A 19,552-nucleotide genomic window follows, 5' to 3' on the forward strand; every position below is an offset into this window, starting at 1 on the left:
AGAAACCCCTCCGTCAGCCCTGCGGGCTGCCACCTCCCCATTCCTTCGGAACAGGGAGGATAACACTCATCGCCCCCGCGCCTTGCCGCTTGGATAGCTGCCTCTAATCTCCAGCCGGATCACAAGACGGCGGGAGAAGGCTGCATGACCGGCAGGCTGGAATTCAGCTACCTCTACGATTTCCGCAACCCGGCGCCGTGGGGCCGCCCGCCCGAAGCGCTCTACGCCGAAATCCTCGACGTGGTTACGGAAACCGAAGCGCTGGGCTTCGACGGCGCTTTCGTGCCCGAGCACCATCTCGCCGAGGACGGCTACATGTCCTCGCCGCTGGTGGCGCTCGCCGCGATGGCTGCACGCACGCGGCGGATGCGGCTGGGCACCGGCATCGCGCTTGCCCCTCTCTACGAGCCGCTGCGGTTCGCACAGGACTGCGCGGTGCTCGACAGTCTGTCCGGCGGACGGCTGCAACTGGGGCTCGCGATCGGCTATCGTGCGCGGGAGTACGCGGCGCACGGGCTGGATTTCACCAAGCGCGGCGCCCGGTTCGACGAATTCCTGGAGATCGTGCGCCGCCTTTGGTCCGGCGAGACGGTAGACTTCGAAGGCCGCTTCTTCACTCTTCACGGCGCCAAGGCCGGGCCGCTCTCAAGCCGGGGGCATATCCCGCTCTACATCGGCGGCTTCGCGCCCAAGGCGATGGAGCGGGTTGCGCGGCACGGAGATGGCTACTTCGGCAATCCCGAGATCTGGCCGCTCTACCGCGAGAAACTGGAAGCGGCGGGCAAGGACCCAGCCGATGCACGCATCTGGATACAGGGCCTGATGCTGGTCGTCGCCGAGGACAAGGCGGCGGCGCTGGAGGAACTGGCGCCCCATTTCCACCACGTCAACAATAGCTACGGCGGCTGGATGAACGAAGATAAGGCCATCGGCCTTGACGGTCCGACGATCCAGCCGATGAGCCTCGATGCCTTCAAGGCCAGCGGCATCCTGCAGATCCTGACCCCGTCCGAGGCGGTCGCCTACTTCCACCGCCTGCTGGAAAAGGCCCCAGTCGAGCAATTCACGATGATGATGCCGCCCGGCCTTCCGGCGGAGCGCTTCCTCGCTTATGCGGGGCTCTTCGCGCGGGAGGTGCTCCCGCATTTCCAGTGAGGGCTTGTGTGATCGAGGATGCGGAGAAGGACGGCGAGCGCCGGGGCGGGTCGCCGCAGTCGGTCACCCGGGTCATCCGCCTGCTCGAAGCCCTTTGCGTCAGCAGCGAACCGGTGTCGCTGGCCGATCTCAGCCGCCGTCTGAAGACGCCCAAGAGCAGCCTTGCGGCACTGCTGCGCGGGTTGGCGGACGAAGACCTCGTCGTCGCGACCGAAGGGGCGTGGCGGCTTGGTCCGGGCGCTTTCGGCCTCGGCAGCGCGCTGACCGAGGCGCGGCGGCGGCTGCAAAGCTCCGACCTCGTGCGCGACGGGATGCGGCGGCTGGCCGCGCGCAGCGGGGAGACCGTGCTGCTGGCAGTGGGCGACCATGACGGCGACATGGTCACGTACGTGGACCTCGTGGAGAGCCGCAACGTGGTGCGCTATTCGGTCTCGATCGGGGACAGGCGGCCGCTCTACGCGACGGCGGCGGGGCGGGTGCTCCTGTCCATGTGTTCGCCCTCGGCGGTCGATGCCTACCTCAAGCGCGTGACGCTGACGCGGCTGGCGCCGGGGACCGAGATCGACCCCGCCGCGCTGGCGCTGGCAGTCGAGCAGGCCCGCGCGAAAGGGTGCGCCCAGACTGTCGATCAGGCGGCCGAGGGCGTCACCGGTACGGCCTGCGTGGTGCGCGATGCGGCGGGCGGGGTCGTCGGCGCGCTGGTTGCCGCCGCGCCCAGCGCGCGCGCGGCGGGGCGGCTTGAAGAACTCGTCCGGTTGGTGCGGGACGAGGCCGCCGCGATCTCGCGCAGTCTGGGGTTCAGGTAGGGCGCGCCCGTTTCATGTCATGTCGTCCTATCCGCGAAGGCAGTCGGCCCGCGGGCATGGTTCACCGCTTGCGCACGAACTCCGCGCGCAGCACCAGCCCCTTGATGCCGGGATAGCGGCAGTCGATCTCCTGCGCATCGCCGGTCAGGCGGATCGCGGGGATCACCGTCCCGCGCTTCAGCGTCTGGCCTGCGCCCTTGACGTCGAGGTCCTTGATCAGCGTCACCGAATCGCCGTCGGCGAGCACATTGCCGACCGCGTCGCGGACTTCCACGGCATCGGCCGCCGCGCGCTTCGCCGTCAGTTCCGAGGCAGGCAGCCATTCGCCGCTGTCCTCGTCGTAGACATAATCCTCGTCGTCGCTTGCCATGATCCATTCTCCTGATGCCTTTGCGCCCTTGGCAGCGCGACGCGCGTTTGACCAGCAGCATGCCGCCTTCGCAGCATCGCAAGCCGGTGCTACGGTGCCGGTTCTCAAGGAGGGCCACGCATGCGCAACCCGACCACCGACTGGATGAAGCTCGCCCACGACAGCTACTGGCTCTGGGCGGAATCGCTCATGGTCATGGGCATGCGCACCAGCGACATGATGACCGGCAAGGGCAGCGACCGCGAAAATGCACTGATGGTGTCGGAAAAGGTCAGGGCGGCCGCCGAAGTGGGCATGATGCTGGCGACGTCGAGTGCATCTCCGAAGACCGCCGGAAAGGCCGTGCGCCATTACCGCCGCAAGGTCACCGCAAACCGTAAACGCCTCGCCCGGAAGAAATCATGAGTGTTCACATCGGCATTGGCGGCTGGACTTACGAGCCATGGCGCGGGCTGTTCTATCCCAAGGGCCTCACCCAGTCGCGCGAACTGGCCTACGTCGGCGAACACCTGACCGGCACCGAGATCAACGCCACCTTCTATCGCGGCCAGAGCGCCGCCAGCTTCGCCAAGTGGCGCGACGCGGTGCCCGGCGGCTTCCGCTTCGCGCTCAAGGGCAGCCGGTACTGCACCAACCGCAAGGACTTGTCCGAGGCGGGCGAGAGCGTGGCGCGGTTCATGGCGCAGGGGCTGGTCGAACTGGGCGACAAGCTGGGGCCGATCAACTGGCAGCTTGCGGCCACCAAGAAGTTCGACGCCGCCGAGATCGCCGCCTTCCTCGCCCTGCTGCCCGCCAGCCACGAGGGCCTGACGGTGCGCCATGCGATCGAGGCACGGCACGAGAGCTTCGACGATCCCGCATTCTTCGATTTGTGCCGCAAGGCCGGGGTTGCGGTGGTGCTGGCCGATTCGCCGAAATATGCAGTGCTGGATGCGACAGACTGCGCTCCGTTCGTCTACGCCCGCCTGCAGAACGCGCAAAGCGAACTGGAACAGGGCTATCCGGACGAAGACCTCGACGCATGGGCAAAGCGTATCGGCGACTGGACCGGACAAGGCCGCGAAGTCTTCGCCTTCTTCATCAACGGCGCGAAGGAGCGGGCGCCTGCTGCGGCAATGAAGCTGATCGAGCAAGTCGGGCGCTGAGGATGCTGCAGGGCGCGACGCCGACAGTCCCCGGAGCGCGAGGGTAATAACCCTCGCATTTTCTTACCCTTGGCATCTTTGTCGATCGCCCCGGCAACCTGAGCGATTGCGATCCGTTTCGGCTATCATGAAACGGATTGCCGCGCTCGCCGCTCTCGTCCTGCTGCCCCTCGCCGCCTGCTCGTCCGGGCCGGAGGAGCCGAGTGTAACCGCTTCCGCGAGCGAGGAGGCTCTGGCCGGCGAGGCCGCGCCTTCGGAGGCTGCGCCCGCCGTCACTCCCGCGAGCGACCCTAAAGTGCTTGGCTTGGAGGGGCTGGGTGACCTGAAGATCGGTCAGCCGGTGCCCAAGGGCAGTTCCTGGGCGTCACGCGGCGCACAGGAAAGCGACAGTTGCACGGCGATCAGCTCGCCTGACTACCCCGGGGTGTATGCCATCGTCACCGAGGGCAAGGTGCGCCGCATCACGCTGGGCGCGAATTCCACGGTCAAGCTGGCCGAGGGTATTGGCGTCGGTGCGACCGAGGGCGACGTGAAGAAGTGGTTCGCCGGTTTCCGCGAGGAGCCGCACAAGTACGAAGCCGCGCCCGCCAAGTACCTGACGGCTCCCAATGCCCGCCCCGGAGAATCGGCGCTGCGCTTCGAGATCAAGTCTGACGGCAAGGTCGGCCTGATCCATGTCGGCGAGATGCCGGTGCTGGCCTATGTGGAAGGCTGTGGCTGAGGGGTTTCCCCGGGTCGTGCCGCCGGGCATGGTCGGGCGATGAACCACTACCTGCTGATCTATCACCTCGCGCCCGGTTACCTCGAGCGCCGGGCCGAATTTCGCGCCGCGCATCTGGACCTCGCATGGCAGGCGGCCGAGCGCGGCGAACTGTTGCTTGGCGGCGCGGTCGAGGATCCGCTCGATACGGCGATGCTGCTGTTCGCCGGCGAGGGGCCGGAAGCTGCGGAGGCTTTCGCCGAGGCCGACCCTTATGTGACCGAGGGCTTGGTCGAGCGCTGGAACGTCCGGCGCTGGGTGACCGTCGTGGGCAAAGAGGCTTCGGCTCCGGTGAGGCCGTGAGCGAACTGGCGATCCGCAGCCGCCGAGCCGCCTTCAACAGGGCCATTGCGGACGGCGATGCGGCGGCGATCGGGCCAATGCTGGCGCGCGACTGCGTCATGGTTACCGGCACCGACAGCGCCGTGATCGCGGGCCGGATGGCGCAAGTGAAAGTCTGGCGGCGTGAGTTCGGCCATTCCGGGCGGATGGTCTATGTTCGCACGTCCGAAAGCGTGGCCATTTCTTCCGCCGAGCCGATCGCCATGGAGCACGGACGCTGGTACGGAACGCAAGGTGGTTCGGAAATTCCCGGAGCCTCGGGCACTTACGCCGCCAAGTGGCGCGAAGTGGCGGGAGAATGGGTAATCGAAGCCGAAATCTTCGTGACGTTTTCGTGACGGGGTGTGACGCATGGCATGAAATCGTTTCCTAAGGCGGGTGAGTTCGATTAAGGAGCCGCCCGCAACCCGGCGCGCCGGTCGAGCGCTCCGGGCAATTCCCGAGGATGTTCGATGCCTGGCAGCCGGCTCTCCGGACCGCGCGCAATCCTTGCGTGCGGCGGGGGCATAAGGACGTGTCGATGAAGCAGGATGTCGCCGGAGAAGCTCTGCTGCGTGATACCGGCAAGCTCTGGGTCGAGGCCGGATCGGTGATCGCGCTGCGCACCGCCCGCATCGGCTGGGGCGATCCTCTGGCGGGCGACGAGATGGTCCGCATGGTCACCGAAAAGGTCTGGGCGGGCTGGGAAGTCGGCATGGCGCTGGCGACCGGGCAGTTCGGGCACGATCCCGAGACGGTGTGCCGCCGCACGGTGAACCACTATCGCCGCGCCGTACGCAAGAACCTGCGCCGCCTTTCGGCGAACGATCAGGCCTGATCCAAATCCTTCCGTCGGCCTCTGTCCCTCAGGGCGTGTTCTCGGCCGACAGTACGTCCTGAGCTGCATCGGCGGCGCGCGCTGCTGCGTCGGCAGCGGCGTCTGCACGAGGGGCTGCCGGTGATGGGGCCGGTGATCGGTCGGGTGCCGGCTGGCTACCCTCCGCAGCGTAGCCCTCGCCTTGATAGGGAGCATGGCTGCCGTATTGGCGACGTTCCCAGGCACCATCGTCATAGTCGTCCGGCGGGCCGTAACCGTAAGGCGCGTAGTCCTGCTGCGGTCCGGGCGGCATCGGCGGTCCGGCGTCGTCGGAGCCCCGACCGAAGGGCCAGGCGGGAGAATTGAGGGCGGACAGGCCCTCATCCAGCCACGAGCGCCGGGCAGGCGAGCTGTCTTCCAGAGTGGCGGAGCGATGCGATTGGGGCTGGGAGAATCGCGGCATCGCGCCGGTCGTCATGACGGCGAAGGCCGCGCCGGCGATACCGCCGACCACCAGCAACAGGGCGAACTTGGCTCCACTCATCGGTTCGGGCCACGGCTGTCTTGCATGATGGCGGGGTATCCCGTCGCAGCTGTCGGCCTGCTGAACGCAAAGAAAAAGGCGCCGTCCCGCACGGAGGGGGACGGCGCCTGGTTCGGCGCTCAGCAGCTACCCGGGCGTTGGGAGAGGAGGACTGCCCGGAAGAAGCGCGAGCGCGCGATCAGTATGCCCGATCGGTAGCTCGATTACTCGCCGAGGTGCAGCTTGGCGGCTTCGGCGGTCGTGAACGAGACGTAACGGCTGTTGTAGGTGCCGGTCACGCGGCCGCCCTTGACGTAGAGGCGGAAGGGGATGCCGGCCGAGGTCGCGCCGTCGATCACGGTAACCTTGCCCTTCTGGGCAGTGGTGTAGTTGTAGTTGACGCCTTCGTGCGAGAATTCGCGGCTGTCGTCGGCCTGGGCGACGGCGGGAACGGCGAGGAGAGCAACGGCGGCAGAGGCGAGAACAGTCTTGAACATGGCAAAATCCTTAGATTCTGGATGAGGCTGGATCGCCTCGGGCGACGTTTATCTTGTGCGCTGCAGCAAAAGCGGATGTTGAACGGGAGTGCAATTTCAATACCCGAACCGGGTGTTGCAAGTTTTGCAACCATCGGACAATGTGCCTGATTTTTAAGCAAATCGGCGTTGCCAGGCGCGAAGAAAAAACAGGCATGACCGCAAATTCATCATCGTCGGGTCAGGGAATCAGCCGAATCACACCGGCGGCCTGTCGAATCGCATGCGAAAGTTTGCCCGCCGGCCGGGAGAGGCGTACCGTGCAACTCATGTCGAGCATCAGACCGTACCGGGCGAGCGCACTGCTGGCCATTTTCGCAGTTGCAGCATGCCATTCCGCTTCGGACGGGTTGCCCGGTGATCCTGCCGATCATCGGCCGTGGAACGGCATCGCCCTCACGGAGACCGTGCACTTCGTCGGTACGGAGCCGTTCTGGGGCGGGCAGATCGCGTCCTCGCGCCTGACGTATACAACCCCGGATAATGCCGAAGGCGAAACAGTGCCGGTCACCCGCTTCGCCGGTCGCGGCGGGGTTTCGTTCAGTGGAAAGCTGTCGGGCGGTGCGGCGACGCTGGCGGTCACGCCGTCGGCCTGCAGCGACGGCATGTCGGACACGCGCTATCCTTTCACCGTCACCTTGCGGATCGGCGAGGAAACGCGGCAGGGCTGCGGCTGGACCGACCGCAGCCCGCGCACGGGCAGTAATTAGTCGCCGAGCGACTTTTCGAGCGTGATCTCGCAGTTCAGCAGCTTGGAGATCGGGCAGCCGGCCTTGGCTTCGTCGGCGATGCTGGCGAAGTCCTCGGGCGTGATGCCGGGTATGGACGCGGTGAGAGTCAGGGCCGACTTGGTGACGGAGAAGCCGTCGCCGTCCTTGTCGAGCGTGACCGTGCACTGGGTGTCGAGGGTGCCTTCGGCGTGTCCTGCGCGGGCGAGCGCGAAGCTGGTCGCCATGGTGAAGCAGGCGGCGTGCGCGGCAGCGATCAGTTCCTCGGGGTTGGTGCCGGGCTGGCCTTCGAAGCGGGTGCCGAAGCCGTAGGGCTGGTCTGACAACACGCCCGAGCGCGTGGTGATCGAGCCCTTGCCGTCTTTGCCGAGACCGACATAACGGGCGGAAGCGGTATTGGTGGTCATGTCGAGGTTCCCCTGGTGCTGATGCTACTGCTGGCGGGCCGAAGTGGCGCTGGCTGCAACGCCGGGGCTCTGTACAGGTTCCGAAAGTCTGCCGCGTGACGATGCCGCAGCGGGTTTGGCGAGCCTCGCGTTGCAGCACGAGGCTACGCCCGGGCGATGCTTCCTGTAAGAGCCTTTTACGCCTTGGCACCGGGCAGGGGGCGCGGCGCCCTCACATCCCGCCGAAAGCGGGGCTGATGCCCGTGATACCATGCGGTACACCAATCGTTGCGCACCGCAAAAAGCGCAGAAATCCTAAGCTTCTTGAGGATTGTTCGCTTTGTCGCGGTGGGTGCGCATGGTACCTCTCGGCTTGTGAGATGACGGCCCGCGACGACGGTGCCGCACCGGAAGAGGATAGTTGTCATGAAGCGATTCCTGACAGCATTGCAGGTGGGGTTTGCCCTGTCGGCAATGGCTTTCCCGTCAGCAATGGCGATGACCGGAACCGGTCACGCTGCCGAAGTGTCCGTCGAGGCGGATGCGATGACCGGTGCGTACTACATGCGCGACAGCCTGGTTCCCCGAGCGGACGATCTCGCCCTGCTACAGCGCAAGCCCGCGCTCTACCTTGCCAGTTTCAACGACGGCATGGCGACGGTGGCCTATTCGCTGGAGAACGGGCGGATCGTCTACCGGGTGGTCACCGGCGAGATCGGGGATGGTGCCCGGGCCGAGATCGACCGCGCGCTGGTCCGTCTGCAGCGCAAGGTCGCATGACGGTATAAAAAGAGAAGACGCAGGGAGAACGCGCGCGAAGGTCGGCTGGGCCTTCGCGCAGAGCCGAGGGAAGGGGAGAAGCGCAAGGCGCGGCGGGTAGCCACCACCGCCGCGTCTTGTTGCTATGTGCTCAGGCGCGCGCCTTCTGGCGGATCAGGCGCACGTAGGTATCGGCGACGGCCTGGTTTATGCGGTCCCAGCTGAACTCGCCGGCACGCGCGACGCCGGCGGCGCCATGGGTGCGCCGCAGTTCGGTATCTTCGATATAGCCTTTCAGCGCTTCGGCGAACTGGTGCACGGCGCCGGGCGGGATCAGGCGGCCCGAGACGCGGTCGTCGACGAGGCTCTGGCTGCCGGTGGCGGCCGCTGCGACGACGGGCAGCCCGCAGGCCATGGCCTCGAGCGTGACGTTGCCGAAAGTCTCGGTGACCGAGGGGTTGAACAGCACGTCCATCGAGGCGACCGCGCGGCCGAGGTCGGCGCCGCCTTGGAAGCCGACGAAGGCAGCGCCGGGAAGACGTTCCTCGAACCATTCGCGGGCAGGCCCCTGGCCGATCACCAGAACCTTGTGGGCGATGCCCTTGCGGCGCAGTTCGTCGAGCGTGTCCGAGAACACGTCTAGCCCCTTTTCCATCACCAGACGGCCGAGGAAGCCGATGGCGACTTCATGGTCGGCGATGCCGTGGCTGCGGCGCCATTCGAGGTCGCGGCGGCCGGGGTTGAATATCTCGTGATCGACGCCGCGCGACCAGATCGAGACATCGTAGTTCATGCGCTGCTCGCGCAGGAGCTGCGCCATGCTTTCCGAAGGCGCGACAAGGGCGTTGCAGCGGCGATAGAAGCGGCGCAGGATCGCCTCGACCACCGGCTCGCCCCAGGCCATGTTGTAGTAACGCAGGTAGGTTTCGAACCGGGTATGGACCGAGGACAGCACCGGAATGGTCCGGTTGCGTGCCCAGGTCACCGCCTGGTGGCCGACCGGGTCGGGCGAAGAGACGTGCACCACATTCGGCGCGAACTTCGCGAGGTCGCGGCGGGCCTTGCCCGAGATCGAGAACGGAACGCGGTATTCCGGACGTCCGGGAATCGCGAAGGAACGCACGCTGATAAGATCGCCGGTCGGCTCGAACGCGGGCTCGGCCACGGTCGGCGCGTAGACGCGAACCTGCGCGCCCTGGCGCAGGAGGTAGCCGACGAGACGATTGAGCGCCTGGTTGGCGCCGTCGCGGACGTAGTTGTAGTTGCCCGAGAACAGGGCGATGCGCAGATCTGCGGTGTCCATGATGGAGCGCCCCATAGCCGCCCCGGCCGCACTTGGCGAGGGTGCATGATGAGGCGCTCCCCGATGGATTTCATGGCCGTATGCATTGGGGGCGAGGGAGGCCGCGGACGGTCTGCCATCGATCGGGCAGCCGTCCGCGGAAAGCATCGCAGCTATGCTTCAGCGACGATAATCGCGGTCGCGCCAGCGGCGGTCGTCTCGCCGGTCGTCTCTGCGGTCATCGCGGCGATCCCAGCGTCCGTCACGGCGATCCCAGCGGCGATCGTCACGACGGTCCCAGCGATCCCGACGATCGTATTGCCTGTCCCGGCGCCAGTCGCGGCCACGGTCCCAGCGATTGCCGCCGTCGCGCCAACGATCACGATACCACGGCGAATAGTCCCGGTCGTAGTAGCGATCGCGATAATAGCGGTTGGGGTAGCCGTCGTAGTAATAATAATACCCGGGACGGTCGCGCACGGTGACGTAGCGGCGCGAGCCCCAGTAGTCGCGATCGTAGTAATTGCGATCACCGCGGTCGGCGATTGCGGCGCCGAGGGCAAGGCCGATCACGCCCGCACCGATGGCAATGGCGGCAGTGTCGTCACCGCGCCCGTAGTAGCGGTCTCGCGCCTGGGCTGGCGATGTGGTCACCAGCACCGAGGCGGCGAGTGCGGCACCCAGCGCGAGTTTTTTCCCGAAGGATTTCAACTTTATATTCATGACGTGACGTCTCCCTTTCCGGGCCGACCGGGTAACGGCGGTAGCGGTGGGCACGCTGGAAACATGGGCCGGATGGACTGAACCGGAAGTGAATTTGTCGCGAGGTGTATCGGGCGTGCGGCGAGCCGTGCGCCAGGGCGTGATCGTGTTCGACTAAAACACCGTTCGTGATCCCCGCGAAGGCGGGAACCCATCTGACGCTCATGCAGCAGGCGCCGTCAGGAGATGGGTTCCCCCCTTCGCGGGATGACAATAATACGGTTAAAGTCGATCTCGCTCTAACGGCACATGCGAAGACGCCCGGCCGAGGAGGAGGGGCCGGGCGTCTCGCGAAGTCGGGGAGGGGCCGAAAGGGGCGTCACCCGGCTTCGCTGGTATTCGATCGATCAGTAACCGCGGCGCCAGTCACCCCGGTCGCCGTAGTAGCCGCGGCGCTGGTCGTCGCGGTGATCGCGGTTGTAGCGATCGTAGTCGCCGCGCGAGTAGCGGTTGCCGTCGCCATTCCAGTAGTAGCCGTCGCGATAGGACCAGCTCGAACCGTAGTAGCGGTCGTCGTAGCGGGCATTGTCGTAACGGTCGTGGTCGCGGCTGGACGAGGCGGCGATGGCGCCGACGGCAAGGCCCAGGATGCCCGCGCCGATAGCGACGGCAGCGGTGTTGTCGCCTCCCCGGTGCCAGTCGCGCGCCATCGCCGGCGTCGTAGTGGCAAGAGCGGTGGCGGCGAGGCCGACGGCCAGCGCGGTCTTCTTGAAAATGGTCATGGCTTCAACTCCTTGTTCGGGGTGGCGGATCAAGGAAGCCGTTGTCCCCGTGTGAAGTTTGGTATAAGCCCCGGCTCCTGAACCGGATCGAAGCGGATCTGGCAGAATCCATTCACGATTGTACGCAATTGTATGCGTAGCGGTACATGGGGCGATGCGGGGCTGCAGATGAAGCGGTTCCAGACATGTTTCGTCACGCGTCCGCCCGAAACGTGACACGCGCCCCCCCCAATCTGGCGTCATTGCATTGCCAGATTGGAGAATACCAATGATTTCCGCCGCTCTTCTTGCCCTTGTTTCGCTTTCCACGCCCGCTTCGGCATCGCTCGCTACTGCCTATGCCGGTGACAGCGTCGCCGCCTCGAAGGGCCATCCGACCATCGTGGCGCGCGCGCAGGGCAAGGCTTCGGCTCCGACCGTCTGCCATCCTGACCCGTCCAAGGGCCGCGCCTGCCGTCACGCCGTCGTCCAGGCCGAGCAGTCAGAGCGTCCGGTTCTGGCAGTCGCCGATGCGGCCGTGACCAAGGACTGACGCATCCGCCGCCTTGGCCTTTTGTGCAGATTTGCTGCGCGAAAGAGCGCGGCAGGACAATTTCCGACCGGCGCGGTTTGCCTGACCGCGCCGGTTGCCTATAGACAGCAGAGACAACCAGCACGATGACGGTCGCCCCCCGCTACAGACACCCGCACGAGACTATGACAACCCCTTCCACCATTCTGCTCGTCGAGGACGATGGCGCGCTGCGCACCCTGACCGCGCGAGCGTTGCGCCAGAGCGGTTTCAACGTGCTCACCGCCGCCACCGGCGCGGAGATGTGGGTGACCCTGCGCGAGGCGACGGTCAGCCTGGTCGTGCTCGACATCATGCTGCCGGGCACCAGCGGCTTCGACCTGTTCCGCCGCCTGCGCCGCGAAAGCGACGTGCCGATCATCTTCGTGAGTGCGCGCGGCAGCGAGGAAGACCGCGTGCTCGGCCTCGAGCTGGGCGCCGACGATTACCTCGCCAAGCCTTTCAGCACCCGCGAACTGGCTGCGCGCGTCAGCGCCGTCCTGCGGCGCGGCGGCGGTCTCGATTCGACCAGCGAGCCGGTGCCCGAGATGCGGTCCGCCGATGCGATCCGGTTCGACGGCTGGGAAGTCTCGATGGCGCGGCGCGAACTGCGCTCGCCCAGCGGTGCGATCGTCGATCTGACCGGCGCCGAGTTCGACCTGCTTTCCACCTTCCTGGGATACCCGCAGCGAGTGCTCGGGCGTGAACGCCTGATGGAGCTTTCGCGCTCGCGCATCGGCGACAGTTCGGATCGCTCGATCGACGTGCTCGTCAGCCGCCTGCGCCGCAAGCTGCAGGCCGAGGGCTCCGAATCCCCGATCGTCACCGTTCGCGGTGTTGGCTACATGTTCAAGGCGGAAGTGATCCGCACCTGATGGCAGGCAGGTTCGTCGCCCTGTTCAGGCGGATGGGCCTGCCCGAGCGGCTGCTCGCGGTGCTGCTGGTCGTCGTCATTATCGACTTCGTGGCGAACTCCTTCCTGTTCGAGCGTGTCGATTCCTTCATGCTGCGGCGCGACGATGCCGAGCGCATCGCCGAGAACCTCGTCCTCGCGCGCCGGACGATGGAACATGCCGAGGCGGGCGAGCGCGACCAGATCGCCCACGTCCTCAGTACCGACCGCTTCCAGCTGCACTGGTTCGCACCCGGCACCCGCCGCCGCGGTAGCCTAGGGCTGACCAACCTGCGCGCGCAGGTCGTCGCCCTTCAGCCCGAACTCGCCATGGCCGATCTCGAGCTTCACCTCGAGGAGCTGCCGGGCAAGGGGAACATCGGCGGTTCGATCCGGCTTTCCGACAACAGCCTCGTGAAGTTCCATACGCATGCGAAGTCGGCGTGGAAGCTGACGCTGGGCCGGATCGCCGGGCTGGTGCTGCCCACGCTGCTGCTCTTCGCGCTTGCCTGGGTGCTGGTACGCACCACGCTCAAGCCCCTGCGCACCCTGATCGGCGCGACCCGCCATCTCGGCTCCGGTCCGCCGCGTCCGGTGCCCGAACGCGGACCGGACGAGCTGCGCGAACTTATCCGCGCGCTGAACGAGATGCAGGAACGCATCCACCAGTCGCTGGTGGACCGCACCCAGACGATGCTGGCGATCGGACATGATCTCAAGACCCCGCTCGCGCGCATGAGGCTGCGGCTCGACGACGAGAGCGTCGATCCCGAAGTGCGCGACGGCCTGAACCACGACATCGACGAGATGCGCATGCTGCTCGATTCGATCCAGGCTTATGTCGACAGCGACGGCCGCTCGATCCCGGCGGAGCGCATCGACATCGCCGTCATGGCCGAAACACTGGTCGATACCGCTGCCGATCATGGCGCCGACGCGACCTATTCCGGCGTGTCCAGCCTGGAAGTCAAAGTGCGGCCCGTGCCGATCCGCCGGGCCCTGTCGAACCTCATCGAGAACGCGCTGCATTACGGCGGCAATGTTCGCGTCAGCGTGCGCCGGGACGGGGGGGCGGTGGAGATCACCGTCGACGATGACGGCCCCGGCATCCCCGACGATCGCATCACCGACGCGCTCCAGCCTTTCGTCCGCCTCGACACGGCGCGGGCGCGGGACACCGCCGGAATGGGCCTCGGCCTGCCGATCGTGCGCAAGGCCGTGCGCACGGAAAACGGCACGCTGGACTTGCGCAACCGGCCCGAAGGCGGACTGCGGGCGACCATCCGCCTGCCCATGGGTACGGACTGACCCGGAGTTCACACACGCTGCATCGCAGCAAACTTTCGTAACGTTCGCGCACGCTCAGCGACAAGCGCGGCACCTAGCTTTCCACAGTGAGCCGCAGTGCGTGCGCTGACGGCAGTGGATAAAAGAAAGGTGTTCCAGTGAACGAACTGATCGGTCGCGTCTTCAACTTCGAGAAGACCCTCTTCCCCGCCAGCAGCGAGTTGTTCGGCAAGCTGACCACGCACGGCCAGTCGCCCAAGGCGCTGATGATCTCGTGCGCCGATTCGCGCATCGTGCCCGAGCAGATCATGCAGGCCGAGCCCGGCGATCTGTTTGTCTGCCGCAACGCCGGAAACATCGTGCCGCCTTACGCGACGCTCAACGGCGGCGTCACCTCGACCGTCGAATATGCGGTCATGGCGCTCGGCGTGCGCGACATCATCGTCTGCGGCCACTCGGACTGCGGCGCGATGAAGGCGCTGTCCGATCCCACCGGCCTTGAGGCGATGCCGAACGTCGCCGCCTGGCTCAAGCACGGCGCCGCGGCCGAGAACATCGTCAGCGCCTGCCATTCCGACCTTCAGGGCAAGGACCGCGTCCGCGCGATCACGCTGGAGAACATCATCGCCCAGATCAGCCACTTGCGCACGCATCCGGCCGTTGCTGCGGGCATCGCGCGCGGCGAGATCACGCTGCATGGCTGGATGGTCGACATTCACGCCGGTCAGGTCCTTGGCCTCAACGGCGACACCGGCGAGTTCGTGCCGCTGCGCGAAGACCGTGACCTGCCGGTTGCTCTCGCCGCCCGCAGCCGTTTTGCCACCGAATACGCAGAAGCGGCAGAATGACCTCGGTTTCCTCTGGCGTGGGAGACGGCCGCCAAGGCCTCTTCTCCCACTTCGGCCGCGATTTCACGGCGTCGATCGTCGTGTTCCTGGTCGCCATGCCGCTGTGCATGGGCATCGCCATCGCTTCGGGCGTGCCGCCTGAAAGGGGCCTCGTCACCGGCATCATCGGCGGCGTGGTCGTCGGCCTGCTGGCGGGTTCGCCGCTGCAGGTCAGCGGCCCGGCGGCCGGCCTTGCGGTCATCGTCTTCGAGTTCGTTCGCGAGAACGGACTCGAGGCGCTTGGCCCCGTGCTGCTTCTGGCAGGCGTGCTCCAGCTGATTGCCGGTGCGCTCAGGCTCGGCGGGCTGTTCCGCGCGATCAGCCCGGCTGTCGTCCACGGTATGCTGGCGGGTATCGGCGCGCTGATCGTCATCGGCCAGTTCCACATCCTGTTCGACGCCAAGCCGCTGTCGAGCGGCCTCCAGAACCTCGCGGCGATGCCCGCGCGCGTCTTTGGCCTCGACTTCACCAATGCGGCTGCAACCGAAATGGCGCTCCTGATCGGCGTGCTGACGATCACCGTCATGCTCGCGTGGGAAAAGCTGCGTCCCAAGTCGATGGGTCTGGTTCCCGGCGCGCTGCTCGGCGTGGTTTCCGCCACGGCGGTTGCCTGGGGCATGGGCCTGGACGTCGCCCGCATCGAGGTGCCTGCCTCGATCGCCTCGGCTTTCAGCCTGCCGACCAGCGCCGCCTGGTTCGCGCCGCTGAGCCAGCCTGCGCTGCTCGTCGCAGCCGTCGCCATCGCCTTCATCGCCAGCGCCGAGACGCTGCTCTCGGCGGCTGCCGTCGATCGCATGCATGACGGCGTGCGTACCCACTACGACAAGGAATTGCGCGCGCAGGGCATCGGCAACTTCCTGTGCGGCGTCTTCGGCGCATTGCCGATGACGGGCGTGATCGTGCGCTCCTCGGCGAACGTGCAGGCAGGTGCAAAGACCCGCCTTTCGACGATCTTCCATGGCGTGTGGATCCTCGGCTTCGTCGCGCTGCTGCCCTGGCTGCTGCGCGAAGTGCCGATGGCCGCGCTCGGCGGCGTGCTGGTCGTCACCGGCTGGAAGCTCGTCAGCCTCAAGCACGTCACGCACCTGTTCAAGGCGCATGGTCCGCTGCCCGCAGCGATCTGGGCCGCGACCTTCGTGCTGGTGGTCACCACCGACCTGCTGACCGGCGTGCTCGTCGGCCTGGCGCTCTCGGTCGTCGAGCTGCTGCCGCACTACAAGCACCTGCGGCTCAAGGTCGCCGAGCATGACGAGGGCGAGGCGACCCGCGTGGAACTGAACGGTGCGGCCACCTTCGTCGGGCTCACTCGCCTGAACGCGGTGCTGGAGAAGCAGCCGGCGAACCGTCCGGTCCACCTCGACCTAGGCTTGGTCAAGGCGATGGACCATACCACGGCGGAGACGCTGTCCGAATGGATCAGCCGCCGCCGCCAGGGTGGCCAGCGCGACCGGATCACCGGTCCCGATGCCATCCTGCGCCCGCTGCCGCTGGCCAGCTGACGATCTGATCGAACACCTGGCGGGCCGGGAACCCTCACACCCGGCCCTCTAACCTACGGGCGGAGCGCGTAAGCGTTTCCGCCCGCTTTCTTTTGCACGGTGCCGTTTTCTGATCGCAGAGCGAATTGGCCTGCATAGATACTCGGCAATATCGTGACGGCGTGCTTGTGTTGCTACGCAACCACACTTGTTGCGCTGCAGAATTCAGCAACAGTTCGTTACGATAAGGCAAGAATATAGACAGGTCGGCGCCATATCCATGAACCTGCCGGCATGAAACGGGCTCGCCACGCAGCGGAGCCCGGCTTGCAGGCCGCAGGACGGAACATGCTACAACAGTAACATGAGGGTGTTCCGACTATGAAGTTTCGTCTCTTTGCCGGCGTCGCCGGCCTCGCAGCCGCGTTTGCTGCGACTCCCGCGATGGCGCAGGAGGAAGCCCCCAGCGAATTCACCATCGCGGGCAGCGTCGGGCTCGTCACCGACTACCGTTTCCGCGGTGTGTCGCAGTCCGACAAGGAACTCGCGGTGCAGGGCGGCGTCTCGGTTACGCATGAAAGCGGGCTCTACGTCGGCACCTGGGGTTCGAACCTTTCGGGCTGGGGCACTTTCGGCGGCTCGAACACCGAACTCGACATCTACGGCGGTTTCGCGGCCGAAGTGACGCCGGGCGTGAAGGTGGACGTCGGCGTGACCTGGTACATGTATCCGGGCGGCTCGGACATCACCGATTTCGCTGAACCCTACGTCAAGGTTTCGGGCTCGGTCGGTCCGGCAAACCTGCTCGTCGGCGCGGCCTATGCGCCCAAGCAGGAAGCGCTCGGTCGCTGGTATCTGGACGCCGATTCCTACGCGACCGGCATTCCCGATGCACCCGGCGCCAAGTCGGACAACTTCTACCTCTGGGGCGATGCCAGCACCGGCATTCCCAACACGCCGCTGACCCTGAAGGCACACCTGGGCTATTCGAACGGCAACTCCGGCCTTGGCCCCAACGGCACCAGCGTGGCGCCGACGGGCAGCTATCTCGACTGGATGCTCGGCGCGGACCTCGCGGTCGGCCCGGTCGTGCTGGGCGTGGCTTACATCGATACCGACATCTCGAAGGCGGAATCGGCTTACCTGAAGCCGAACTTCTCCTCTTCCAAGAACGGTTCGCAGATCTCCGGCTCGACCGTGGTGTTCTCGCTGTCCGCGGCGTTCTGATCACTTGGCCTTGCGGGGCAAACGGGGGGAGGGCCGGCCGGGCAGGGCCGGCCCTCTTTTCAGTATCCGGTGTAGCGGCCCGGGCGGTGCCAGGCCCAGAGGATGCCTGCCGTCGCCGCGACGCCCAGCAGCGACCAGCCCATGCGCACCGCATCGAGCCGTGACGCCGCGAACAGCAGCACCGTACCGTCGATGATGAGCTGGGTGCGGCCGGCATTCCATCCGCGCGTGCGATAAAGCCATAGCACCAGCGCTCCCGAGCCGCCCGTTGCCGCCCCATGGCGGGCGAGGGCGAGCGCGCCCATGCCGATGACGCTGCCGCCGACGGCCGCTGCAACCGGGTCGCTCACCCGGGCGATGTCGATGCCCATCGGGGCCAGGGCGGTCATCGCGAACAGGCCGAGCGTCACCACGGCGGTCTTTATCAGGAACCGCCAGCTCATCGAGCGCAAGGTGATCGCCATCAGCGGCGCCGAGATCAGCGCATAGAGCAGGCCCACCGGCCAGCCCGTCGCATAGCTGAGAACCAGCGCGACACCCGCCACACCGCCTGTCGCGAGCCCTGCCGCGCGCAGCAGCACGAGCCCGACCGCGAGATGGATCGTGCCCACGAAGAGGGCGTAGATGTCCTCGCCGTGCCCGTGCGGGGTGGGCGAGGGTGCGTTGGAACTCGTCATTGCAGTCATGCCCCCTGCTTCAAAAACACGAAAGGCCGGAAGCGCCCTTCGGCGCCCCGACCTTTCATTCAACCGGTAATGCATCCCCCCGCGATCGCTCTTTTCAAAGCCCGACCACAGGGGAGGGCAAAATCAGGCGCTTTCCTTCTTGCGGCTCTGCTTCTTGCGCTCGTTCGGGTCCAGGTGGACCTTGCGCAGGCGGATCGACTGCGGGGTGACTTCGACCATCTCGTCGTCGTCGATGTAGGCGATGGCCTGCTCGAGCGTCATCACGCGCGGCGGGGTGAGGCGGATGGCGTCGTCCTTGCCGGTCGAACGGAAGTTCGTCAGCTGCTTCGACTTCATCGGGTTCACTTCGAGGTCGTCGGTCTTGGCGTTCTCGCCGATCAGCATGCCCTCGTAGATCTTTTCCTGGGGCTTGATGAACAGCACGCCGCGATCTTCGAGCGAGTTCAGAGCGTAGCCGACCGCTTCACCGGTGCAGTTCGAGATCAGCACGCCGTTCTGGCGGCCTTCGATCGGGCCCTTGTGGGCGTCGTACTTCTCGAACAGGCGGTTCATGATGCCGGTGCCGCGCGTGTCCGAGAGGAACTCGCCATGGTAGCCGATCAGGCCGCGCGAAGGGGCCGAGAAGGTGATGCGGGTCTTGCCCGAGCCCGAGGGACGCATATCGGTCAGTTCGGCCTTGCGGCGCTGCATCTTCTCGACGACCGTGCCCGAGTGCTCATCGTCCACGTCGATCACGACGGTTTCGTAAGGCTCGGTGCGGCCGCCCTTTTCGTCGGTGCCGAACAGCACGCGCGGACGGCTGATGCCGAGCTCGAAGCCTTCGCGGCGCATGGTTTCGATGACGACGCCCAGCTGGAGTTCGCCGCGACCGGCGACTTCGAAGCTGTCCTTGTCGGCCGATTCGGTGACGCGGATGGCGACGTTGGTTTCCGCTTCGCGCATCAGGCGGTCGCGGATCATGCGGCTGGTGACCTTGTCGCCTTCACGGCCCGCGAGCGGCGAGTCGTTGACGGCGAAGCGCATCGCCAGGGTCGGCGGATCGATCGGCTGCGCCTGGATCGCCTCGGTGACCGAAGGATCGGCGATGGTGTTCGACACGGTCGCCTTTTCGAGACCGGCGAGGGCGATGATGTCACCGGCGCGGGCTTCTTCCACGGGCACGCGGTCGAGGCCACGGAACGAGAGCACCTTGGTGGCGCGGCCCACTTCGACGACCTTGCCGTCCATGTCGATGGCGCGGATCGGGTCGTTGACCTTCAACGTGCCCGACTGGACGCGGCCGGTGAGGACGCGGCCCATGAAGTTGTCGCGGTCCAGCAGGGTGGCGAGGAACGAGAACGGCGCGTCGACGTCGAGGTTCGGCGCGGGGACGTGCTCGACGATCTTTTCGAACAGCGGGGTCAGGTCGCCTTCGCGGCGGTCCGCATCGTAGCTGGCGTAGCCGTTGCGGCCCGAAGCGTAGAGGGTCGGGAA

At 66.3% G+C, this 19,552-nt stretch carries 25 protein-coding genes; 16 read left to right on the plus strand and 9 right to left on the minus strand.

The window, feature by feature from the left end:
• Window positions 1-144: 144 nt before the first annotated feature.
• Window positions 145-1,155, plus strand: a complete 1,011-nt coding sequence (locus tag HWN72_RS02815; protein WP_211149762.1) for an LLM class flavin-dependent oxidoreductase — start codon at window positions 145-147, stop codon at window positions 1,153-1,155.
• Between the two features lie 8 nt (window positions 1,156-1,163).
• Window positions 1,164-1,961, plus strand: a complete 798-nt coding sequence (locus tag HWN72_RS31775) for an IclR family transcriptional regulator (protein ID WP_211149763.1) — start codon at window positions 1,164-1,166, stop codon at window positions 1,959-1,961.
• Window positions 1,962-2,022: 61 nt separating this feature from the next.
• Here the strand turns inward: HWN72_RS31775 and HWN72_RS02825 are convergent, their stop codons facing one another.
• Window positions 2,023-2,331 carry an alkylphosphonate utilization protein gene (locus HWN72_RS02825; RefSeq protein WP_008829355.1) on the minus strand — a complete coding sequence of 103 codons (309 nt, stop codon included), beginning with the start codon at window positions 2,329-2,331 and terminating at the stop codon, window positions 2,023-2,025.
• Window positions 2,332-2,451: 120 nt separating this feature from the next.
• Between HWN72_RS02825 and HWN72_RS02830 the strand changes: the two genes are divergently transcribed.
• The 6 genes from HWN72_RS02830 to HWN72_RS02855 all read left to right on the plus strand — a co-directional run bounded on the left by HWN72_RS02830 (window position 2,452) and on the right by HWN72_RS02855 (window position 5,395).
• On the plus strand, window positions 2,452-2,736 hold the full coding sequence (locus tag HWN72_RS02830) for a hypothetical protein (RefSeq protein WP_008829356.1): 285 nt from the start codon (window positions 2,452-2,454) through the stop codon (window positions 2,734-2,736).
• Window positions 2,733-3,476, plus strand: coding sequence for a DUF72 domain-containing protein (locus HWN72_RS02835; protein ID WP_211149764.1), 744 nt, complete (start codon window positions 2,733-2,735; stop codon window positions 3,474-3,476). Before HWN72_RS02830 ends, HWN72_RS02835 begins: the two co-directional genes overlap by 4 nt.
• A 127-nt stretch (window positions 3,477-3,603) precedes the next feature.
• On the plus strand, window positions 3,604-4,197 hold the full coding sequence (locus HWN72_RS02840) for a hypothetical protein (protein WP_211149765.1): 594 nt from the start codon (window positions 3,604-3,606) through the stop codon (window positions 4,195-4,197).
• A 39-nt stretch (window positions 4,198-4,236) separates the two neighbouring features.
• Entirely contained in the window at window positions 4,237-4,539 is a 303-nt protein-coding gene (locus tag HWN72_RS02845) for a YciI-like protein (RefSeq protein WP_008829359.1), read from the plus strand.
• A complete protein-coding gene (locus HWN72_RS02850) occupies window positions 4,536-4,916 on the plus strand; it encodes a DUF4440 domain-containing protein (RefSeq protein ID WP_156799898.1) in 381 nt (126 codons plus the stop codon). The genes HWN72_RS02845 and HWN72_RS02850 overlap by 4 nt, the downstream gene beginning before the upstream one ends.
• A 182-nt stretch (window positions 4,917-5,098) precedes the next feature.
• The gene (locus HWN72_RS02855) at window positions 5,099-5,395 is read left to right on the plus strand and encodes a hypothetical protein (RefSeq protein ID WP_036529573.1); all 297 of its coding nucleotides are present in this window, start codon (window positions 5,099-5,101) and stop codon (window positions 5,393-5,395) included.
• A 28-nt stretch (window positions 5,396-5,423) separates the two neighbouring features.
• On the opposite strand, the gene HWN72_RS02860 is transcribed toward HWN72_RS02855, so the two are convergent.
• A complete protein-coding gene (locus HWN72_RS02860) occupies window positions 5,424-5,918 on the minus strand; it encodes a hypothetical protein (RefSeq protein WP_211149766.1) in 495 nt (164 codons plus the stop codon).
• A gap of 203 nt (window positions 5,919-6,121) precedes the next feature.
• On the minus strand, window positions 6,122-6,394 hold the full coding sequence (locus HWN72_RS02865; RefSeq protein ID WP_036529531.1) for a hypothetical protein: 273 nt from the start codon (window positions 6,392-6,394) through the stop codon (window positions 6,122-6,124).
• 308 nt (window positions 6,395-6,702) lie between these two features.
• Here HWN72_RS02865 and HWN72_RS02870 point away from each other — a divergent pair, with 308 nt between their 5' ends.
• Window positions 6,703-7,143, plus strand: coding sequence for a COG3650 family protein (locus tag HWN72_RS02870; protein WP_211149767.1), 441 nt, complete (start codon window positions 6,703-6,705; stop codon window positions 7,141-7,143).
• On the opposite strand, the gene HWN72_RS02875 is transcribed toward HWN72_RS02870, so the two are convergent.
• A complete protein-coding gene (locus HWN72_RS02875) occupies window positions 7,140-7,568 on the minus strand; it encodes an OsmC family protein (protein ID WP_008832148.1) in 429 nt (142 codons plus the stop codon). The two genes, HWN72_RS02870 and HWN72_RS02875, sit on opposite strands and share 4 nt — an antisense overlap.
• Before the next feature lie 405 nt (window positions 7,569-7,973).
• Between HWN72_RS02875 and HWN72_RS02880 the strand changes: the two genes are divergently transcribed.
• The gene (locus tag HWN72_RS02880; protein WP_008832147.1) at window positions 7,974-8,327 is read left to right on the plus strand and encodes a hypothetical protein; all 354 of its coding nucleotides are present in this window, start codon (window positions 7,974-7,976) and stop codon (window positions 8,325-8,327) included.
• Between the two features lie 130 nt (window positions 8,328-8,457).
• Here the strand turns inward: HWN72_RS02880 and HWN72_RS02885 are convergent, their stop codons facing one another.
• The 3 genes from HWN72_RS02885 to HWN72_RS02895 form a co-directional block, all read right to left on the minus strand.
• Window positions 8,458-9,609, minus strand: coding sequence for a glycosyltransferase family 1 protein (locus tag HWN72_RS02885; protein ID WP_037521038.1), 1,152 nt, complete (start codon window positions 9,607-9,609; stop codon window positions 8,458-8,460).
• A 159-nt stretch (window positions 9,610-9,768) separates the two neighbouring features.
• Window positions 9,769-10,311, minus strand: coding sequence for a hypothetical protein (locus HWN72_RS02890; protein WP_211149768.1), 543 nt, complete (start codon window positions 10,309-10,311; stop codon window positions 9,769-9,771).
• A 386-nt stretch (window positions 10,312-10,697) separates the two neighbouring features.
• Complete coding sequence (locus HWN72_RS02895) at window positions 10,698-11,072, minus strand: hypothetical protein (protein ID WP_008832144.1); 375 nt, start codon at window positions 11,070-11,072, stop codon at window positions 10,698-10,700.
• A gap of 268 nt (window positions 11,073-11,340) precedes the next feature.
• Here HWN72_RS02895 and HWN72_RS02900 point away from each other — a divergent pair, with 268 nt between their 5' ends.
• The 6 genes from HWN72_RS02900 (at window position 11,341) to HWN72_RS02925 (ending at window position 17,393) form a co-directional block, all read left to right on the plus strand.
• Entirely contained in the window at window positions 11,341-11,604 is a 264-nt protein-coding gene (locus HWN72_RS02900) for a hypothetical protein (protein WP_211149769.1), read from the plus strand.
• Window positions 11,605-11,768: 164 nt separating this feature from the next.
• Window positions 11,769-12,497 (plus strand): response regulator transcription factor, encoded by a 729-nt coding sequence (locus tag HWN72_RS02905; RefSeq protein WP_069709058.1) that lies wholly within the window; start codon window positions 11,769-11,771, stop codon window positions 12,495-12,497.
• Complete coding sequence (locus HWN72_RS02910) at window positions 12,497-13,822, plus strand: ATP-binding protein (RefSeq protein WP_008832141.1); 1,326 nt, start codon at window positions 12,497-12,499, stop codon at window positions 13,820-13,822. Before HWN72_RS02905 ends, HWN72_RS02910 begins: the two co-directional genes overlap by 1 nt.
• A 137-nt stretch (window positions 13,823-13,959) precedes the next feature.
• Window positions 13,960-14,649 carry a carbonic anhydrase gene (locus tag HWN72_RS02915; RefSeq protein ID WP_008832140.1) on the plus strand — a complete coding sequence of 230 codons (690 nt, stop codon included), beginning with the start codon at window positions 13,960-13,962 and terminating at the stop codon, window positions 14,647-14,649.
• On the plus strand, window positions 14,646-16,187 hold the full coding sequence (locus tag HWN72_RS02920; RefSeq protein ID WP_008832139.1) for a SulP family inorganic anion transporter: 1,542 nt from the start codon (window positions 14,646-14,648) through the stop codon (window positions 16,185-16,187). The genes HWN72_RS02915 and HWN72_RS02920 overlap by 4 nt, the downstream gene beginning before the upstream one ends.
• Before the next feature lie 360 nt (window positions 16,188-16,547).
• On the plus strand, window positions 16,548-17,393 hold the full coding sequence (locus tag HWN72_RS02925; protein WP_008832138.1) for a TorF family putative porin: 846 nt from the start codon (window positions 16,548-16,550) through the stop codon (window positions 17,391-17,393).
• A gap of 59 nt (window positions 17,394-17,452) precedes the next feature.
• Here HWN72_RS02925 and HWN72_RS02930 read toward each other — a convergent pair whose 3' ends face one another.
• Both HWN72_RS02930 and HWN72_RS02935 read right to left on the minus strand, forming a co-directional pair.
• On the minus strand, window positions 17,453-18,070 hold the full coding sequence (locus HWN72_RS02930; protein WP_211149770.1) for a YitT family protein: 618 nt from the start codon (window positions 18,068-18,070) through the stop codon (window positions 17,453-17,455).
• A 132-nt stretch (window positions 18,071-18,202) separates the two neighbouring features.
• Window positions 18,203-19,552 (minus strand): EF-Tu/IF-2/RF-3 family GTPase (locus tag HWN72_RS02935; RefSeq protein WP_211149771.1); only part of this gene is annotated, 1,350 nt, incomplete at its 5' end.

The organism is Novosphingobium sp. HR1a (genome assembly GCF_015594425.1).
In the GTDB taxonomy this organism is placed as follows: domain Bacteria; phylum Pseudomonadota; class Alphaproteobacteria; order Sphingomonadales; family Sphingomonadaceae; genus Novosphingobium; species Novosphingobium resinovorum_A.

Bases quoted from the DNA above. Each gene is read 5' to 3' on its own strand.
- HWN72_RS02815 (WP_211149762.1), top strand. From the start codon at position 145: ATGACCGGCAGGCTGGAATTCAGCTACCTCTACGATTTCCGCAACCCG.
- HWN72_RS02825 (WP_008829355.1), bottom strand. From the start codon at position 2,331: ATGGCAAGCGACGACGAGGATTATGTCTACGACGAGGACAGCGGCGAA.
- HWN72_RS02830 (WP_008829356.1), top strand. From the start codon at position 2,452: ATGCGCAACCCGACCACCGACTGGATGAAGCTCGCCCACGACAGCTAC.
- HWN72_RS02835 (WP_211149764.1), top strand. From the start codon at position 2,733: ATGAGTGTTCACATCGGCATTGGCGGCTGGACTTACGAGCCATGGCGC.
- HWN72_RS02840 (WP_211149765.1), top strand. From the start codon at position 3,604: ATGAAACGGATTGCCGCGCTCGCCGCTCTCGTCCTGCTGCCCCTCGCC.
- HWN72_RS02845 (WP_008829359.1), top strand. From the start codon at position 4,237: ATGAACCACTACCTGCTGATCTATCACCTCGCGCCCGGTTACCTCGAG.
- HWN72_RS02855 (WP_036529573.1), top strand. From the start codon at position 5,099: ATGAAGCAGGATGTCGCCGGAGAAGCTCTGCTGCGTGATACCGGCAAG.
- HWN72_RS02860 (WP_211149766.1), bottom strand. From the start codon at position 5,918: ATGAGTGGAGCCAAGTTCGCCCTGTTGCTGGTGGTCGGCGGTATCGCC.
- HWN72_RS02865 (WP_036529531.1), bottom strand. From the start codon at position 6,394: ATGTTCAAGACTGTTCTCGCCTCTGCCGCCGTTGCTCTCCTCGCCGTT.
- HWN72_RS02870 (WP_211149767.1), top strand. From the start codon at position 6,703: ATGTCGAGCATCAGACCGTACCGGGCGAGCGCACTGCTGGCCATTTTC.
- HWN72_RS02875 (WP_008832148.1), bottom strand. From the start codon at position 7,568: ATGACCACCAATACCGCTTCCGCCCGTTATGTCGGTCTCGGCAAAGAC.
- HWN72_RS02880 (WP_008832147.1), top strand. From the start codon at position 7,974: ATGAAGCGATTCCTGACAGCATTGCAGGTGGGGTTTGCCCTGTCGGCA.
- HWN72_RS02885 (WP_037521038.1), bottom strand. From the start codon at position 9,609: ATGGACACCGCAGATCTGCGCATCGCCCTGTTCTCGGGCAACTACAAC.
- HWN72_RS02890 (WP_211149768.1), bottom strand. From the start codon at position 10,311: ATGAATATAAAGTTGAAATCCTTCGGGAAAAAACTCGCGCTGGGTGCC.
- HWN72_RS02895 (WP_008832144.1), bottom strand. From the start codon at position 11,072: ATGACCATTTTCAAGAAGACCGCGCTGGCCGTCGGCCTCGCCGCCACC.
- HWN72_RS02900 (WP_211149769.1), top strand. From the start codon at position 11,341: ATGATTTCCGCCGCTCTTCTTGCCCTTGTTTCGCTTTCCACGCCCGCT.
- HWN72_RS02905 (WP_069709058.1), top strand. From the start codon at position 11,769: ATGACAACCCCTTCCACCATTCTGCTCGTCGAGGACGATGGCGCGCTG.
- HWN72_RS02910 (WP_008832141.1), top strand. From the start codon at position 12,497: ATGGCAGGCAGGTTCGTCGCCCTGTTCAGGCGGATGGGCCTGCCCGAG.
- HWN72_RS02920 (WP_008832139.1), top strand. From the start codon at position 14,646: ATGACCTCGGTTTCCTCTGGCGTGGGAGACGGCCGCCAAGGCCTCTTC.
- HWN72_RS02925 (WP_008832138.1), top strand. From the start codon at position 16,548: ATGAAGTTTCGTCTCTTTGCCGGCGTCGCCGGCCTCGCAGCCGCGTTT.
- HWN72_RS02930 (WP_211149770.1), bottom strand. From the start codon at position 18,070: ATGACGAGTTCCAACGCACCCTCGCCCACCCCGCACGGGCACGGCGAG.